Consider the following 17,677-nt stretch of genomic DNA (forward strand, 5'->3'; position numbering starts at 1 on the left):
AAGTAATTTGAGAAAGGAAGACTAGATGAGAAAAGAATATGTAAATTTGTTTAATTTGACAAATAAAAATGTAATTGTTACCGGTGGTGCCGGTATACTAGGAAGCCATTTTTGCTCTGGGTTGGCGGATGCAGGAGCAAATGTTGCTGTGGTAGATATAAATATTCAGGCAGCAAAAGATATAGCTAAATCAATTACTGCAAAATATAGTGTAAAAGCTTTAGCTTTTGAATGTGATGTTGCGTCAGAGTCATCAGTAAAGAAAATGGTTGAATTAGTTCAAAATGAATTTGGTGAAATTCATATACTACATAATAATGCCGCTGGAAAATCAAATGATCTTGATGCTTTCTTTGCTGATTTCGAAGACTATGATATAGATCAATGGAAAGGAATAATGGGAACAAATTTAGACGGAATGTTTCTTGTTGCTAAGCATGTTGGAAAAGTAATGAAGGAGCAACAAAAAGGCGGCTCTATAATTCAGACCTCATCTATCTATGGTGTGATGGCCCCAGATCAACGGATATATGAAGGTTCGTATTATTTAGATCGCCAAATTAACTCACCTGCAATTTATTCGGCATCTAAAGCAGGGGTTATAGGTCTGACAAAGTATCTTGCTACCTATTGGGCAAAAGAAGGTATTCGTGTAAATGCAATTACACCTGGTGGAGTAGAAAGTGGACAAAATGATACTTTTAAGAAAAATTATAGCAATCGTATTCCATTGGGGCGCATGTCGCAGCCAGAGGAAATGGTTGGAGCACTTATTTACTTAGCTTCTGATGCATCCAGTTATGTAACTGGACAGAATATTATAATAGATGGCGGGTTGAATGCGTGGTAATTGAAAGAGTTTTTTAAAATGTTGGAATGAAAATATTTTTCTCTGATTCAATTTTTAGTTGAAACTGCATTTATGATTTAACTTAATATAGGCGTAATACTTAATTTTACCAATTCTCTTAACTTCTATTTTGACTAGCCGATATAATCAATATGTGAGTGCTCTCAAATACAAGGAGGTATGGGAAATGGTAAGTCGTATTGAAGGGAATGGGGTATCAACGCAAGGAAGTTCTCAATTGGAGCGGAGCGGACCAGACAAGGATGTCATGGTTGAACAGTTTCAAAAAATAGTAAGTAAAGCTCTGCAGAAGGCTGCGGATGGGGATCAATTACCTGCCGATCAGGCAAAGCAAATGACGGAAAGCATGAATAAGTTTTTAGAAGGTTCGAATTCGGAATTGCGATTCGAGTTCCATGAAAAATTGAATGAATATTATGTAACAATTGTCGATCCAAAAACGCATGAAGTGATTAAAGAAATTCCTTCAAAAAAACTGATGGATGCTCATGCTGCTATGCGAGAGTTTAATGGTTTGTTTGTCAATCACAAAATATAAGGAAGGTGTAACTAATTATGAGAATTGGTGGATTAGCATCAGGAATGGATACAGAGTCAATTATTAAAGATTTAATGAATGCGGAACGAATCCCACTTACTAAAATTACCCAAAAGAAACAAACGCTTCAGTGGCAACTAGATAGTTACCGTGCTGTAAATCGAAAGGTGAAAGAGTTTAGCGATAATACGTTCAACAATATGATACTTTCAACTAAATTTAATGCGAAAATTACGGAAAGCTCTGCGCCAAACGATGTTTCCATTAAAAACAAAAATTCAACGAGCGATTTTTCAGGAACGATTAAAATTGAACAGTTAGCAAAAAACTCGACAATGCAAAGTGATGTAATAGCAGCAGGTGCTGGAAAACCAGCAACAACAACTATGGCTGATCTTGGAATTACTGGAACCACGCTTAAAATAAGTGCGATAGATGAAAATGGAGTAATGCAAGATAAAGATATAACTATTGCATCTACAGATAAAATTTCAGATGTAATGGATAGAATTACGAAGCAGACAGGGGTAAATGCTTTTTACGATGCGAAGTCAGGTCAAATTGCATTGTCTACTAAAAATGGTGGGAATAATGGTGCGAATGGTCCTAGTGAAATCGTAGTTACTAGCACAGGGGATGTTGCAAATAAGCTTGGACTGGAAGGAAAAACGGTTGCTACTGCAAATAAGGGCCAAAATGCGATATATACGGTAAATGGTCTTAGAATGGAAAGTTCAAAAAATACGGTCGATGTTAATGGGTTCGAATTTACTCTCAAAGCAGCAAATAAAACAGATATAAATTTTAGTACGAAGCCAGACACAGATGCTGTTTTTGATAATATCGTCAAGTTTGTAGATGACTACAATAAACTAATGGATGAGTTGAATGGTTTAGTTAGAGAAAAAACAAACCGGGACTTTAAACCACTTTCTGCAGAAGAGAAAGAGGCAATGTCGGATAAAGAAGTCGAATTATGGGAAGAGAAAGCAAAAAGTGGATTGCTAAAAAATGATCCTGTTATTTCAGGAATGGTATCACAGATGCGCTCTGCACTTATGGGCTCCGTTAAAGACCAAGGCTCACTGAAAGATATTGGGATTGCAACGCCAGGTGGTCAGTATGCTTGGCAAAAGGACGGTAAATTGGTGGTTGATGAGAAAAAACTTAAAGAAGCTATCAATGCAGATCCCGATAAAGTTCAAAAAATGTTCGCGCAAACTGGAGCTGCAACAACTCCTGGTAGTACGACAGGCGAGCAAGGGTTTGCAGTTAGACTAAGAGCTATTGCGGAAAGTAGTTATAAAGATATTCATAAACGTGCTGGAGATACCGGTTCTACGGAGGAATCATTTACTTTAGGACGCAACTTAAAAGGCATAAATAAACAAATGGACAAGTTCCAAGATCGCTTAAAAGTGGTAGAAGCCCGTTATTGGAAACAATTCAACGCAATGGAAAATGCAATTCAACGTGCAAATGCACAATCGGCTAACTTGATGAATGCTCTTGGTGGGGGAGCTTAATAAGTTAGTAACACAAAAGGAGATAATTTTATGGCTATAAATAACCCCTATGCGGCTTATAAGAACAACTCGATAAATACGTCGACGCCTGGTGAACTCACGCTTATGCTGTACAATGGTTGCCTGAAATTCATCCAACAGGCTAAAAATGCACTAAACAACGAGAATTTTCAAGAGTTGAATACATCTTCACAAAAAGCACAGGCGATTATATCAGAATTGATGGTGACGTTGGATACATCATACCCTGTATCACAAAACATGCTTGTCCTATATGAATTTGTAAATAGTCGACTGATCGATGGTAACATAAAAAAAGATGCTAAAATGTTCGAGGAAGCAGCTGCTATTATTACAGATTTTCGAGATACTTGGAAGCAAGTTATTCAAATTAATCGTCAAAAACAATACGGGGACGTGAATGAAATATGATTCGTCCCGCGATGAAAGTTTGGCATGAAGTGACCGAGACCCTTCTAAAACTAACACGGAACACGGATGAAGCTGACCGCGACGAGACTATAGCAAGTATTGAAAAATGTCTAGACGTCCGTGAAAAAATGCAATCGCAAATAACGGCTCCGTTTACTACAGAAGAAGAAGTTTTAGGTAAAAAGCTCCTAACTTTGGAAGGTAGTATTCAGGAGAAACTTACCATATTTACAAAGCAAATTCGATCGGATATTTTCGAAACAAAATCCAAGAAAAGCAATATGAAAAGTTACGTAACACCATACAGTAATGTAATGAGAGACGGAACTTTTTACGATACGAAACAATAGGCGAACATGGTAGGGAACTAATCCTTACCATGTTTTTTTGTATTCCTATATTCCATCTGACATCTGAATTATGCACGTATAGAGTTGATCGGATAAATGTATTCCAAGATGCACACGAAGAAGCAATACCAACGATAAAACAAAACCATCGTTTCTACACATCGCACGTATTAAATTGATTAGATAAAAGATTGGAAAAAGTGGTGAATGTCGTACAGGGAGATTCTAAAAACTTCAACAAAAGGTACATCATGTAACCTCATATACAAATTTTTATGTAGCAAATCAAACATTAGACAGCATTTCAATTTCATCCCGTTATATTGTAAGATTATTTTCAGTATATAAAGATAATAGTGAAATCAACATATCAGAAATAGAAAAAACAGATTGATAATTACTTAAATGACAGGGCTATTAAGTATACAGGACCAAGTAATAGAACAAATAAAACAGCTTATATCTAAATGCCTATCATGAGTAATCATAAGAATTTTAAAAGTGTGGTTTGAAGTTTTAGAAAACTGTGTTCATTTATTTGGTCCATTTTTTAGTGGTTCTAATATAGATTGTTATATAGAACCTGAGATAACAGAAGCTTTTAGAGTAAGTACACTATTAAAGGGGAATTCTTATATCCTAGGACACTTTCTTTTGATAGAGTTTTCAGATAAGATCAAAAAAATAAGTTACTTAGAAATGTTTTAATTAATTAACGGAGGATTATTGTCGGCCATTTATATATTTTGCCTGTTACAACATGGGAATTAATAACACTAAAGAAATTATCAAAAGTTATATATATACTGCTGGATAATAGAGTCATATTGGTCAGTTGAGCAAAAAAAACATATTAGGTCATAAATAAGAATGAGTTTTGGTAGAAGACTATTCACTTTAAAGAAGAAAAATTATGAATATATAAATATAGTGGAGGAAATAGAAAGGAGACCTCCTTATTCACAAGTATTTTAGTTATTTATAATCGGAAATGTGAAGTTAAATGGTTACTAATCTCAAAACCTATACTCCTTCAACAAGCCCTCCAACTTCAACGCCAACCCAATACTCCCATCAACCTTCAACTTCCCAAACATAAATGCAGTAGTGCTATTCAAATCACCCACTAGTAGTTTCATAAAGTCTTTCGAGCTCAATGTTAACTTGCAATCTGCCTTTGTTGAAGTATCATCTATTACCTCCGCAGTTCCATTTTCTAAAATTAGCTGTTTCACACCTGGATTATCCCCTGTTAAATTAAATTCAAAACGTACATTTTCATTTTGAAATGGTGCCGAGTTTTCATTCATAGTAGATTCAATTAATTGCCATATTTCATTCATTAGTTCTCATCCTTCCCGTTTATGAGTGAATATTCATTCATGTTTTATTTTCGCATAGTTTCATCTTATTTACGAGCTAATATTTCCTGGGAAATTGGTCGACTTCATAATTTCTAATTTCAAGAATATTAAAGTGATATTATATTCAATTATCCATCCGCTTATTTTATGTGTACTTCGCTGATTGGAGCGTAAGGTGGCGACTCCGGCGGGAACAGCGCGAGCTGAAAAACTGTATGAGCAAATGTTTTCGCTAGTAGCGAGGAGATTGAAGCCGAGAGCACGGAAGCGTCCTCCTGAAGCGGAAATTAATTTAGTTTAGATTTCACTACAAATTACTTCATTTTGAAATTGACTCAATTTAATAAAAATTATAATGTGATTATTTAATAGAAATGGTATGATGAGATTAATAGTTAAATAGAAGGAGGGTCTTTATGTTCAAGAAAGTGCTGATAGTAACAGCTTTACTTGTTTCATTTGCATCAGGTGCTAGTGCCAATACCTTATATGAAGTTAAAAAAGGAGACACATTAACGAAAATAGCTAGGATAAATAAAGTAGCGGTCAATGACCTTCGAACGTGGAATAAACTAAAAAAAGATAATATTTACCTTAAACAGAAATTGGTAGTGAAAAAACCAACAGTTGCTTCTAAAACAACAACAAATGTAGTTTCTACTAGCCCCAAAATAATAGAGAATACTAAGCCAAAACAGGAAACAGTAATTCCGCCAGTTCAAGCGAAAGATGAACAACTAACTATTGCTCCGAATGCTGTGCAAGCAATGAATTTATCGACTGAAGGACAAGCTATGTACTCTTTTATAGTAGATTTTGCAAAACATTTAGAAGGAATTCCATATTTATATGCTGGCAATACAGTTGCTGGATTTGATTGCAGCGGATTTATATATTTCCTTCATTCTCAAGCAGGGTTAGATATTACGAGACAAAGTAGTGAGAGTTACTATACACAAACTGCTAATGTGGCGGTCCCAGTTGTAGGTGATTTGGTGTTTTTCGAAAATACATATAAGCAGGGAATCTCTCATATGGGGGTTTATCTTGGAGAAAATAAGTTTATCCATGCGGGGGCAAAAGGTGTAGAAGTAGCGAGTTTAGAATCCTCTTATTGGAAAGAGCATTTTGTCTCATTCAATCGTTTCAATTCATTAACTGTAAAATAGGGATATAGGGGGATTTATATGAAGTGGACCATTGGCAGGAAAATGTGGCTTGGTTTTGTTGCTATTTTAGTATTATTAATCGCCGTTTCTGTTTTATCAATTATGGCAATTATGGAAACTAGTAATAAATATCAATTTTTACTAGATGATCGAGCGCTTAAAGTGAATCTAGTGAAAGAAATTGAGATTTCGCAAAAAGACACTGCTAGTGCAGTATTGGATTATTTAGTATCTAATACTGATGCAGCAAGACAAAACGTCGACGTACATCAGCAAAGAACAACTGAATTGACTGCTGAGCTGCGAAACAATTTGTTTTCTCCTGAGGCGTTAGAAATGATGACAGAATTTGATAAAAAAAATGATATGTTTGCCGCTATAAATGTAGACGTAATAACAGCACAAACAAATAAAGATACATCAGCAGTTAATAAACTTACTGGAACATCGAAAACGCTGAATACAGATGCGCTATCCATTTTGGGTGAAATTGAGCAGTTTTTACAGGCTGATATGGATAAAACAAGAGACGAGCTAACTAATTATGAGTTTGGAGCTAAAATATTTGTCAGTTCTTTAGCTATATTGGGTGTTATACTAGGAATTCTTTTAGCGTATTTCATCAGCAGAAGTATTTCAAAACCGGTGAAACGTGTTACCGCAGGTCTTACAGAAATTGCAACTGGAAACTTAACTGTCGAAGCTATAGTTATTAAAAATAAAGATGAGGTTGGCGAAATGGCCACAGCCTTCAACATGATGTCTAAAGACTTGCGTCAAATAGTTTCTGGAGTTCGGGATTCTTCTATGCAGCTTGCTGCTAATGCAGAGGAACTTTCGGCGAGCTCAGAAGAAAGTTTGGCATCCTCACAAATGGTTGCGAAATCTGCCGAAGCTCAAATGGTATCGAGTGATGAGCAAGTACACCATATGGATATTTCTGTCCAGTCGTTGACAGAGCTATCCCAAGGGATCGGTCAAATTAGTGTTAGTAACGAAGATATGTTACATGCAGCAAATGATGTACAAAATCTAGTCCAAAAAGGTTCTAATGTTGTATCAGAAGTTGCTAAACAAATGGATACAATTCACTCTACATTTAATGATACGACGACTATTATGCAAAATATGGAGAAGCACTCCAATGATATACAAACCGTCACAGCTTTAATAACGGATATTTCAGAGCAGACCAATCTCCTTGCCTTAAACGCAGCTATTGAAGCAGCTAGGGCTGGTGAATATGGCAAAGGCTTTGCTGTTGTAGCGGATGAGGTACGTAAACTTGCTGAGCAGTCTAAAAACTCTGCGACGGAAATAGCTTCAATGGTTCAACTGATTCAAAGTGCTTCTGGTGATGCTGTACATGCTATTATTGATGGCGGCAAGAAAGTGGAAGCCGGCATCGCTAAAACAACGGAATCTTTAACAGTATTCCAAAATATTGAAGAAGCAGTAGGAGAGGTTGGTTACAAAGTGGGATCTGTTTCTGCAGCTATTGAACAGATACAGGCAATGGCGGAGTCAGTTTCTCAGGGGGCTGTAGAAGTTCAGCGACTCGCAACACTTGCAGCAGATGGCGCTAATGATACAAGTGCCGCAACGGAGCAACAAATTGCTGCAAATGAAGAAATTTCGTCCAATGCGCAGACCCTAGCAGATCTTGCAGAAGCCTTACAAAATAATGTTAGTCACTTTAAAATATAGCTTAAGTTTTTCTATCCTATGTCGCTTAATACGACATAGGATATTTTGCTGAAAATATTCAAAATGTTTATGTCCAAATACCCTTAATTTATGTATAATAGTATAGTTACTTGGATTTATATAATGTAGTTGTATAGGAAAAAGGGGATATATATGAAGTTAACGATTTCAAGGAAAATGTGGTTTGGTTTTTGTGCGGTTTTAGTATTATTAGTAATAACTAGTATTCTTACTCAAAGTGGAACAACAAAATTAACAGATAGATATAAGGATTTACTCGATGATGATATAACTAAAATTAATCTAGTAGAGGAAATTATAGTTATACAAAAAGACATGTCAACTGCCGTTTTAGAGTTTGTTATGTTCGGTAAGAGAGATGCTGTAGATAAGTTTGATGCTGAGATAGAAAAAGGTATGACTGCAGCTAGAGCTTTGATTGAAAAATCTACAGATGCAGAATCGGTTAAGTTGATGAAAGATCTTCAAACAGAAACGGAGAAGTTGTTTGAAAACAACAATAAGATTATTGAGCTAAAAACTGCAAATAAACCATTTGAAGAATATGCAGAAAAATCTTCTGAACTTAATACAGGTGTACTTGGTATTTTAGCTGAAATAAAAAAAATTCAAGAAGACAATATGGCAGATACAAGAGCAGAGTTAGAGGATTATGAAGATAAAACAACGATAGCACTAAATATAATAACTGTATTAGCTATTGTCGTGGGTATTTTAATATCATACTTTGTAGGTAGATCCATTTCTAAACCAATTCAAAAGGTTACAGCTGGTCTTGAGGAAATTGCAAAGGGCAACTTAGCGATTGAGCCAATCATTATTAAAAACAGAGATGAAGTCGGTGTAATGGCGACAACCTTTAACAAAATGTCGAACGATTTACAACAAATCGTATCAAGTGTCCGCGATTCTTCTATGCAATTAGCGGCGAATGCAGAAGAACTTTCTGCAAGCTCTGAAGAGAGTCTTGCGTCTTCTCAAATGGTAGCGAAATCTGCTGAAGAGCAAATGATTGCAAGTGAACAACAGGTAAATCATATGGAGTCATCCATGAGTTCAATGGGAGGACTACAACAAGGCGTATCAGAAATCGCATATAGTAATGATGAAATGCTACAAGCGACAGATGGTGTGAAAATACTAGTAACAAAAGGGTCCTCTGTTGTCTCTGAAGTAGCTGATCAAATGGAAACAATTCATACTACGTTCACTGAAACAACTGAAATCATGAAAAACATGGCTAAACACTCAGACGAAATACAAAACATTACATCACTGATTACCGATATTTCCGAACAAACGAACCTTCTTGCATTAAATGCTGCAATTGAAGCAGCTCGTGCTGGAGAATACGGTAAAGGCTTTGCTGTTGTAGCAGAAGAAGTTCGCAAACTTGCAGAGCAATCGAAAAACTCTGCGTCTGAAATTGAGTCGATGGTACAGTTAATTCACACTGCCTCTGGATCTGCCGTTAAAGCAATAACGACTGGTGGGAATAAGGTAGAGCAAGGCCTTGCAAAAACTACAGAATCTCTAAATGTATTCAATGAAATTGAAACTAGTGTAGGGGTTGTAGTTCAAAAAGTAGAATTAGTGTCGACTGCAATTGGACAAATTCAGGAAATGGCTAATTCTGTTACAGTGAGTGCCGATAAAGTACAAACACTTGCTACACAGGCTGCGGATGGAGCTAGTGATACAAGTGCTGCGACTGAGCAACAATTAGCTGCAAACGAAGAAATATCTTCAAATGCACAATCTTTAGCAGATTTAGCAGAGAAACTACAAAATGAAGTAAGTCATTTTAAACTATAATTTTCAATGACTCTAAATCACCAGTTAGTTTTAGAGTCTTTTATAGCTTAATAAATAATATAAATCGTTTGGAAGAAAAGGGGATAATAATGAAGTTAACAATTTCTAAGAAATTATGGGGTGGATTTTCAGCAGTATTGGTTTTATTAATAATAGCGAGTGTTATGTCTATGTGGACAACAAATGATGTGTCGACTAGATATGATTCATTAATCGATGAAGAATTGGAACGTGTGTCTCTTGTCGAAAAAGTGGAAGTAATTCAAAAGGAAATGTCCACGTCCGTGCTGGAATATCTAATGTTTAGTAAACTAGCGTCTGTAGAGAAACTAGAAGCGGATTATAAACAAGTTATGGAGATTATAACTTCTTTATCTAAAAATCTTGATAATAAAGATGCATTAGAAATAGTAGAAAAGTTACAGGAGCAATCCACACAGTTATTTGAAGCAAACACTGAAATGATTGAGCTGAAAAAGGTCAACGGTATGTATCAAAAGGCAGCATCTCAATCTACTCAGCTTAACCTAGAAATTAGTGAAGCATTAGTTGAATTAAAAACTATTGAGGAAAAAAGTGCGAGTCAAACAAGAGAAGAATTGGATACATATGTGACAATGTCAAATATTATTACTTTATTACTTACTATTCTTAGTGTGGTAATTGGAATCCTTGTATCCCACTTCATAAGTAGAAGTATTGCTAGACCTATTAAGAAAGTAACAAATGGTCTTGCCGAAATAGCAGATGGGAATTTAACGGTTGAGCCTATTGTTATTAAGAATAGGGATGAAGTAGGCGAGATGGCATCAACGTTCAATAAAATGTCGGATGATCTACAACGAATTGTATCTGGTGTGCGCGATTCTTCGATGCAGCTAGCAGCAAATGCGGAAGAACTATCAGCAAGCTCTGAAGAAAGTTTAGCTTCCTCACAGATGGTTGCAAAATCTGCCGAAGCGCAAATGGTCGCAAGTGAAGAACAAGTAGGGCAAATGAATGCCTCTATGCATTCCATGACAGACTTACAAGAAGGAGTTTCCCAAATTGCTACTAGTAATGAAGACATGTTAAAAGCCACGGATGGTGTACGATCACTCGTAACACAAGGGTCTTCTGTAGTAACAAATGTGGCTAGCCAAATGAATACCATTCATGAGACTTTCAATGAAACAACAGAAATTATGAAAAACATGGCTAAACATTCCAATGAAATTCAAAATATCACATCACTTATAACAGACATTTCAGATCAAACGAATCTACTTGCATTAAATGCGGCAATTGAAGCTGCTCGTGCTGGAGAATACGGAAAAGGCTTTGCAGTAGTTGCAGAAGAGGTACGTAAATTAGCTGAGCAATCCAAAAACTCTGCTTCTGAAATAGAATCAATGGTACAATTAATCCAATCAGCATCTGGGTCCGCAGTAAAAGCAATTACTACTGGGGGAGATAAAATTGAAGAAGGTATAACGAAAACAACAGAATCATTAAATGTCTTCCAACAAATTGAAACAAGTGTAGATGATGTAGTCCAAAAAGTAGAATCCGTTACAACTGCAATAAGTCACATTTCAGAACTAGCAAGTTTCGTAACAGACAGTGTCCAACAAGTTCAAAAACTAGCAACACATGCAGCGGACGGCGCAAGCGACACAAGCGCTGCAACTGAACAACAACTAGCAGCAAACGAAGAAATTTCTTCAAGTGCACAATCTTTAGCAGATTTAGCAGAGAAACTACAAAATGAAGTAAGCCATTTTAGAATATAAAACAAGAAACGACACCTATTTGTAATAGCAATAGGTGTCGTTTTTTGCATAAAGGAAATGGAATGTTGCGAGAACGGCTTTAAATGTTGGGAAAATCGCATAAATCGTGGTCCAAATGAAAACATGCGCGAAAAAATCCCTGCAAAATTTAGACAAAAGTTAATCTCAAATTGTTCTTACCATTCATTCTTTTTTAGGGAACACCATATTGAATGTAAATTAAAACTAGGGACCACCCCTATTTAAGTCTAAATTATCTTTTAATATTCTTGAACTCGTCACAAAAGATTCGATGAAAATAAAGTATACTTGCAGTAGGGAGTTGTTTAGAAATGTATACATTCATTATTTTCATACATGTGATTAGTGCAGTTTTATCAATTGGACCATTTTTTGTTCTATTTCCTTTATTAAATAGGATGAAAGGTAAAAATAAAGAAATGATAGATACATCATTAGAGGTGTTTCAAGCAGCGATTCGTCTAGTGAAGCACGCTGGTCATGTGCTTGTTGGTTCAGGTATTCTACTTGTCTGGCAGGGGAATTGGCCATGGACGACATCATGGGTGATTATGACAATTCTAGTTATGGCAAGTTCCATATTATTTCTAGCTAAAGCATTTAAGCCTAATATTCGTGAATTCCAAGCAGGAACGATTGATCTTGATACACTCATAAGAAAGTTAAACTCTAACGTGTGGAAATATATTTTATTATTACTAATCATGCTGTGGTTCATGGTTGCAAAACCGAATTTATGGTAGAAGAAAACCCTTTCTCTTTGTTGAGAAAGGGTCAGCTTGACGACAAAAGTATTTTTATAAACTGCTATGCGTAATAATAAATATCTTTAAAGAGGTTGCTTTATCTAAATAAAAGTATATATAGTGGAAACCTTTAAGGAGTTGTTTATAAGGCAAGGACCACCATGAAGACTCCTGTGGGAACAGCTTGAGCAGAAGACCCAGCAGGAAAGACATTGGTCGAACTTTGTTTGACCAATGTCTTTGCGACGAGTAACCGCAGGAGCATATGTTTTCGCAGTGACGAGGAGACTGAAGCCAAGTCCACGGAAAGCGAAGTTAGTAAACAACTCTATGCACCCAAAATTGAGTTTGTCTACAGTCTGAACCTTTCTCTTTGTTGAGAAAGGTTTTTTTCATATCAACTTGCGATTCTCAAAGCCGATCTTGCGGTTTGCCCTGTTAGATTTGCGATTTACCCTATACAACTTGCGATTCTCCATTCCGCAGGACCTAAATCCGTTCGCAACTTGCGATTCGCAAAGCCGAACTTGCGGTTTGCCCCGTTTGATTTGCGATTTACCTCATACAACTTGTGATTCTCCGTCTTAAGATACAAAATTACTATATAATATCAACTCTTAAATAAAATTCATCTGTCCACGCTCATCGACAACAATAAAATCTTCCATACTCCCGTCATTTTTAAAAAAATTCACAATTATTTTTAAATCCTGCGAAATGCGATATATCGCAGATGTAAGCGATTACAAACAAAAAGAATATTCAAAAATAACTGACAATTATAAAAAAGGGTGTTGACGCGGCATTTCAAAGGCGATATGATATCAACAATATATTAAATATTGTGAGAAAATTCACAATGACTTAATATTCAGAGCTGCAAAGCTAAACGCTACATAAGCGGAAAGTATAGGAGCGATTGAATTGAGAAGTGACATGATAAAAAAAGGCGTCGATCGCGCCCCACATAGAAGTTTACTTTACGCTACTGGGGTCAAAACGAAAGATTTAGATAAACCGTTTATCGGTGTTTGTAACTCCTATATTGATATTATTCCAGGACATATGCATTTAAACAAATTTGCAGAGGTCGTTAAAGAAGCAATTCGAGAAGCTGGAGGAATTCCATTTGAGTTCAACACGATTGGTGTAGACGATGGGATTGCAATGGGTCACATCGGGATGAGATATTCACTTCCGAGCCGTGAACTTATTGCAGATTCAGCTGAAACAGTGATTAATGCGCACTGGTTCGACGGAGTGTTCTACATTCCAAATTGTGACAAAATTACGCCGGGAATGCTTATGGCAGCGGTAAGAACGAATGTCCCATCTGTATTTGTTTCAGGTGGACCGATGGAAGCTGGTACTTCAGCTGATGGGAAACAGCTTTCACTCACATCTGTGTTTGAAGGGGTAGGGTCTTATAAATCAGGTGGCATGACAGCGGAACAACTACTTGATATTGAACAAAATGCATGTCCAACATGTGGTTCATGTTCAGGGATGTTCACAGCTAACTCCATGAACTCTTTAATGGAAATGTTAGGAATGACACCACCGGGTAATGGAACGATTATTGCAACATCGGATGAACGTCATCGCCTCATAAAAGAAGCGGCACATCATCTTGTACGTATGGTTAAAGAAGATGTAAAACCTAGAGATTTGATAACAAAAGAAACAATCGATGATGCATTTGCACTCGATATGGCAATGGGAGGTTCTACAAACACTGTCCTTCACACATTGGCAATTGCACATGAAGCTGAAATCGAATACGACGTGAGAGAGATCAACGAAGTTGCTAAGCGTATTCCTTATTTATCGAAAATTATGCCAGCATCAGACTACTCCATGCATGATGTACATCTTGCAGGAGGGGTTAGTGCCATTATAAAAGAGCTTTGCGAAATTCCTGGAGCGGTTCATCCAGATCGGCTAACGATTACTGGTAAGTCACTCTATGAAAATGTGAAAGAAGCAGAAATTACGAATGATCAAGTCATACGCCGAAAAGAAAATCCATATAGTCCTGTAGGTGGCTTATCCGTATTATTCGGAAATATCGCTCCTGAAGGCGGAGTTATTAAAGTAGGTGCAGTGGACCCTTCTATTAAAGAGTTTACTGGTAAAGCAATTGTATTTGATTCACAAGAAGCTGCACAAGAAGCTATTGATGACGGTATAGTTCAAGCAGGTCATGTAGTGGTTATCCGCTATGAAGGTCCAAAAGGAGGACCAGGGATGCCAGAAATGCTTGCTCCGACATCAGCCATTCAAGGGCGTGGATTAGGAACTCAGGTAGCACTTATAACAGACGGTCGTTTTTCTGGAGCATCTCGAGGAATTTCCATTGGACATATTTCTCCTGAAGCTGCAGATGGTGGTCCGATTGCTTTAGTGCAAAATGATGATGTGATCGCTATTGATTTAACAAATAGAACGATAGATTTGAAAGTTAGCGATGTGGAATTAGCTACCAGACAAGCAAACTTACAACCATTTGAACCAAAGATTAAAAAAGGTTATTTAGCAAGATATTCAAAATTAGTAACATCAGCAAGCACTGGTGGAGTAATGAAAATCTAATTTAGTTAAGCAAATAAGCCAAGGCTAATTTGATTAAATCTAATATTTAAATCATTGATGAGGCAAAAGTTAAAGGAATCTTGTATTTACAGAGAGTCGGTGTGGTGGGAACCGACAGTACAACCTTTAGCGACATCCCCTCGGAGTGAAGTGTTGAATGGGAAACCTAATAGATACTTCCGGGTGTAGTTTAGCTACTCTCGTTATAAATGGATGGTGGGCGTTTGTCTGCTATCTGCGAGGTAGCGGTTGCGCTACGAACTAGGGTGGTACCATGAAAAGAATTTCATCCCTATACAAAAAACGAAGGTTTATTTGTGTGGGGTGAAATTCTTTTCTTTTTTATAAATTAGACTTCAGCAATTTAAAGCGCAAAGTCGAAAAGCTTTTCTAAGTAAACTGGACGATTTGATAAAAAGGAGGAATTAATGATGAAGTTGACCGTTGAGGAAGCTGAGCAAGTTTATGATGAGCCGATAACCACAAAGGCTCCTAGACAATTGAATGGTGCGGATGTTTTTATTGAAACGTTAAAGAAACATCAGGTAGAAGTAATATTCGGTTATCCAGGTGGAGCGGTTTTACCTATTTATGATGCATTGTACAAAAATCCGATTAAGCACATTCTTGCCAGACATGAACAGGGAGCTATTCATGCAGCAGAAGGGTATGCAAGAGTTTCAGGAAAAGTTGGTGTAGTGATTGCCACTTCTGGACCTGGTGCAACGAATTTAGTAACTGGTATTGCCGATGCGATGATGGATTCAATTCCACTGGTTGTGTTTACAGGGCAGGTTGCTACAACCGTGATTGGTACAGATGCATTCCAAGAGGCAGATATTATCGGCATTACCCAGCCTATTACCAAACATAATTACCAAGTTAAAGATGTAGCAGATTTTCCAAGAATCATTAACGAAGCTTTTCATATTGCTTCTACAGGTCGTCCAGGACCAGTTGTCGTAGATATACCTAAAAATATGGCTACGAGTTTGTTCGTAACGCCGGAGGAAAACTCACAGGAAGTCAATCTTCCAGGATACCAGCCAACGACAAAACCAAACTTTTTACAAATTCAAAAAGCAGCGCAAGCTATTTCTACTGCAAAGCAGCCGTTAATTCTTGCGGGAGCAGGCGTATTATTCGCAAAAGCAACCGATGAACTAGCTGTATTTGCAGAAAAATATCAAATACCGATAACGAACACGCTTTTAGGGTTAGGTGGTATCGAAGGAAATCATCCACTTTTCCTAGGAATGGCGGGAATGCATGGAACGTATACAGCTAATATGGCAATCCAAACCTGTGATTTACTCATAAATGTTGGTGCAAGATTCGATGACCGTCTAACAGGAAATTTAAACTACTTTGCACCAAACGCAAAAGTAGTTCATATAGACATTGATCCAGCGGAAATCGGTAAAAATGTTCCTACAGAAATTCCAATCGTAGCGGATGCAAAAGAAGCTTTAGAAGCATTACTTGCGCAAGGTTCACCGAACGGGAACACAACGGCATGGCTAGAAAGCTTGAATATTTCCAAAGAGCAATACCCATTTCATTATCAAGCGAGTGAGGAACGTGGATTACTTCCACAGCAAGTTTTAGAGCTAGTCCATGAGTATACAAACGGAGATGCTGTTGTCACAACAGACGTTGGGCAGCATCAAATGTGGACAGCACAGTACTATAAATTCACTCAGCCGCATAACTGGGTAACATCTGGTGGACTTGGAACAATGGGTTTTGGTTTCCCAGCAGCAATTGGAGCACAGCTAGCTAAACCGAACGCGAAAGTAGTTTCAATCGTTGGTGATGCAGGTTTTCAAATGACGTTACAGGAGCTATCACTTTTACAGGAGCTAAGAATTCCAGTAAAAGTTATTATTTTAAACAACCAAGCTCTTGGAATGGTTCGCCAATGGCAAGAGACATTCCATGGGGAAAGATTTTCGCAATCACTTATTCCGGTTCAACCAGATTTCGTGAAGTTAGCGGAGGCCTATGATATTAAAGGTTATAAAATTGAAACGTTTGAAGATGCGAAGGTGCTATTAAAAGAAGCGCTAGAATCCGATGAGCCAGTATTAATTGATTGTCGAGTAGTACAAAAAGAAAGTGTCTATCCAATGGTTGCTCCAGGTAAAGGGTTACATGAAATGATTGGAGTGAAGCCAGAATGAAACGAATCATAACAGTAACCGTGATCAATCAAAGCGGAGTTCTCAATCGTGTTACAGGTCTACTCATGAAGCGTCAGTTCAACATAGAAAGCATCACTGTTGGGCATACAGAAAATCCTGAAATATCCAAAATGACATTTGTCGTAAATGTGGAGGACGAACAAAAGCTTGAGCAACTATTAAAACAGCTGCAAAAACAAGTAGATGTGCTAAAAGTGAATGATATTACAGAAAAACAAATTGTTGTAAGAGAGTTGGCACTCTTGAAAGTCGTATCGCCACCAGCTGTAAGAGCAGAGATTAATAGTATCATTGAACCTTTCCGAGCTTCTATTATTGATACTGGAAAAAATGTTGTCACATTCCAAGTCACAGGTAGCCCTGAGAAAATTGATGCATTTATTGATTTGTTAAAGCCTTATGGCATAAAAGAGCTGACAAGAACAGGCGTAACTGCTTTTGTTCGAGAGACACAAAAAGTAAATGCACCACAGTTATCTATTTTAAAATAATGACTTTGGAATATTTTAGTTTTGGTATTTAGAAACTTTATAGGCGGAGACTCCAGTG

At 37.0% G+C, this 17,677-nt stretch carries 14 protein-coding genes and 1 other annotated feature; of the genes, 13 read left to right on the forward strand and 1 reads right to left on the reverse strand.

The features are described from left to right. Positions 1-25: 25 nt before the first annotated feature. From ACQCPR_RS04855 to ACQCPR_RS04875, 5 genes are all read left to right on the forward strand, one after another. Positions 26-850 carry an SDR family oxidoreductase gene (locus tag ACQCPR_RS04855; protein ID WP_427138369.1) on the forward strand — a complete coding sequence of 275 codons (825 nt, stop codon included), beginning with the start codon at positions 26-28 and terminating at the stop codon, positions 848-850. 187 nt (positions 851-1,037) lie between these two features. Beyond that, on the forward strand, positions 1,038-1,409 hold the full coding sequence (locus ACQCPR_RS04860) for a flagellar protein FlaG (protein ID WP_427138370.1): 372 nt from the start codon (positions 1,038-1,040) through the stop codon (positions 1,407-1,409). A 17-nt stretch (positions 1,410-1,426) separates the two neighbouring features. Next, positions 1,427-2,935 (forward strand): flagellar filament capping protein FliD, encoded by a 1,509-nt coding sequence (fliD, locus tag ACQCPR_RS04865; protein WP_427138371.1) that lies wholly within the window; start codon positions 1,427-1,429, stop codon positions 2,933-2,935. Positions 2,936-2,965: 30 nt separating this feature from the next. Then, positions 2,966-3,367 (forward strand): flagellar export chaperone FliS, encoded by a 402-nt coding sequence (gene fliS, locus ACQCPR_RS04870; RefSeq protein WP_427138372.1) that lies wholly within the window; start codon positions 2,966-2,968, stop codon positions 3,365-3,367. Continuing rightward, positions 3,364-3,717, forward strand: a complete 354-nt coding sequence (locus ACQCPR_RS04875; protein ID WP_427138373.1) for a hypothetical protein — start codon at positions 3,364-3,366, stop codon at positions 3,715-3,717. The genes fliS and ACQCPR_RS04875 overlap by 4 nt, the downstream gene beginning before the upstream one ends. Positions 3,718-4,733: 1,016 nt before the next feature. On the opposite strand, the gene ACQCPR_RS04880 is transcribed toward ACQCPR_RS04875, so the two are convergent. Next, positions 4,734-5,060: an SCP2 sterol-binding domain-containing protein gene (locus ACQCPR_RS04880; protein WP_427138374.1), complete on the reverse strand. Its 327-nt coding sequence runs from the start codon at positions 5,058-5,060 to the stop codon at positions 4,734-4,736. 437 nt (positions 5,061-5,497) lie between these two features. Here ACQCPR_RS04880 and ACQCPR_RS04885 point away from each other — a divergent pair, with 437 nt between their 5' ends. The 8 genes from ACQCPR_RS04885 (at position 5,498) to ilvN (ending at position 17,619) form a co-directional block, all read left to right on the forward strand. Next, positions 5,498-6,250 carry an NlpC/P60 family protein gene (locus tag ACQCPR_RS04885; RefSeq protein WP_427138375.1) on the forward strand — a complete coding sequence of 251 codons (753 nt, stop codon included), beginning with the start codon at positions 5,498-5,500 and terminating at the stop codon, positions 6,248-6,250. A gap of 18 nt (positions 6,251-6,268) precedes the next feature. Then, on the forward strand, positions 6,269-7,957 hold the full coding sequence (locus ACQCPR_RS04890; protein WP_427138376.1) for a methyl-accepting chemotaxis protein: 1,689 nt from the start codon (positions 6,269-6,271) through the stop codon (positions 7,955-7,957). A gap of 153 nt (positions 7,958-8,110) precedes the next feature. Then, complete coding sequence (locus ACQCPR_RS04895) at positions 8,111-9,793, forward strand: methyl-accepting chemotaxis protein (RefSeq protein WP_427138377.1); 1,683 nt, start codon at positions 8,111-8,113, stop codon at positions 9,791-9,793. Between the two features lie 89 nt (positions 9,794-9,882). Further along, positions 9,883-11,565 (forward strand): methyl-accepting chemotaxis protein, encoded by a 1,683-nt coding sequence (locus ACQCPR_RS04900; RefSeq protein WP_427138378.1) that lies wholly within the window; start codon positions 9,883-9,885, stop codon positions 11,563-11,565. A 332-nt stretch (positions 11,566-11,897) separates the two neighbouring features. Then, entirely contained in the window at positions 11,898-12,329 is a 432-nt protein-coding gene (locus ACQCPR_RS04905) for a hypothetical protein (RefSeq protein WP_427138379.1), read from the forward strand. 927 nt (positions 12,330-13,256) lie between these two features. Continuing rightward, positions 13,257-14,924 (forward strand): dihydroxy-acid dehydratase, encoded by a 1,668-nt coding sequence (ilvD, locus tag ACQCPR_RS04910; protein WP_090563332.1) that lies wholly within the window; start codon positions 13,257-13,259, stop codon positions 14,922-14,924. Positions 14,925-14,969: 45 nt separating this feature from the next. After that, positions 14,970-15,221 (forward strand) — a binding site (T-box leader). A 131-nt stretch (positions 15,222-15,352) separates the two neighbouring features. Continuing rightward, the gene (gene ilvB / locus ACQCPR_RS04915; protein ID WP_427138380.1) at positions 15,353-17,107 is read left to right on the forward strand and encodes an acetolactate synthase large subunit; all 1,755 of its coding nucleotides are present in this window, start codon (positions 15,353-15,355) and stop codon (positions 17,105-17,107) included. Beyond that, positions 17,104-17,619, forward strand: coding sequence for an acetolactate synthase small subunit (gene ilvN, locus ACQCPR_RS04920; protein ID WP_090563328.1), 516 nt, complete (start codon positions 17,104-17,106; stop codon positions 17,617-17,619). The genes ilvB and ilvN overlap by 4 nt, the downstream gene beginning before the upstream one ends. The last annotated feature ends 58 nt before the right edge of the window (positions 17,620-17,677 follow it).

This window comes from Psychrobacillus psychrodurans (assembly GCF_050209195.1).
Lineage (GTDB): Bacteria > Bacillota > Bacilli > Bacillales_A > Planococcaceae > Psychrobacillus > Psychrobacillus psychrodurans.

What these genes read in the sequence shown, in the direction of transcription:
- ilvB (WP_427138380.1), top strand. Translation starts at nt 15,353, where the DNA reads ATGATGAAGTTGACCGTTGAGGAAGCTGAGCAAGTTTATGATGAGCCG.
- ACQCPR_RS04905 (WP_427138379.1), top strand. Translation starts at nt 11,898, where the DNA reads ATGTATACATTCATTATTTTCATACATGTGATTAGTGCAGTTTTATCA.
- ACQCPR_RS04890 (WP_427138376.1), top strand. Translation starts at nt 6,269, where the DNA reads ATGAAGTGGACCATTGGCAGGAAAATGTGGCTTGGTTTTGTTGCTATT.
- fliD (WP_427138371.1), top strand. Translation starts at nt 1,427, where the DNA reads ATGAGAATTGGTGGATTAGCATCAGGAATGGATACAGAGTCAATTATT.
- ACQCPR_RS04855 (WP_427138369.1), top strand. Translation starts at nt 26, where the DNA reads ATGAGAAAAGAATATGTAAATTTGTTTAATTTGACAAATAAAAATGTA.
- ACQCPR_RS04895 (WP_427138377.1), top strand. Translation starts at nt 8,111, where the DNA reads ATGAAGTTAACGATTTCAAGGAAAATGTGGTTTGGTTTTTGTGCGGTT.
- ACQCPR_RS04875 (WP_427138373.1), top strand. Translation starts at nt 3,364, where the DNA reads ATGATTCGTCCCGCGATGAAAGTTTGGCATGAAGTGACCGAGACCCTT.
- ilvN (WP_090563328.1), top strand. Translation starts at nt 17,104, where the DNA reads ATGAAACGAATCATAACAGTAACCGTGATCAATCAAAGCGGAGTTCTC.
- ACQCPR_RS04900 (WP_427138378.1), top strand. Translation starts at nt 9,883, where the DNA reads ATGAAGTTAACAATTTCTAAGAAATTATGGGGTGGATTTTCAGCAGTA.
- ACQCPR_RS04885 (WP_427138375.1), top strand. Translation starts at nt 5,498, where the DNA reads ATGTTCAAGAAAGTGCTGATAGTAACAGCTTTACTTGTTTCATTTGCA.
- ACQCPR_RS04880 (WP_427138374.1), bottom strand. Translation starts at nt 5,060, where the DNA reads ATGAATGAAATATGGCAATTAATTGAATCTACTATGAATGAAAACTCG.
- fliS (WP_427138372.1), top strand. Translation starts at nt 2,966, where the DNA reads ATGGCTATAAATAACCCCTATGCGGCTTATAAGAACAACTCGATAAAT.
- ACQCPR_RS04860 (WP_427138370.1), top strand. Translation starts at nt 1,038, where the DNA reads ATGGTAAGTCGTATTGAAGGGAATGGGGTATCAACGCAAGGAAGTTCT.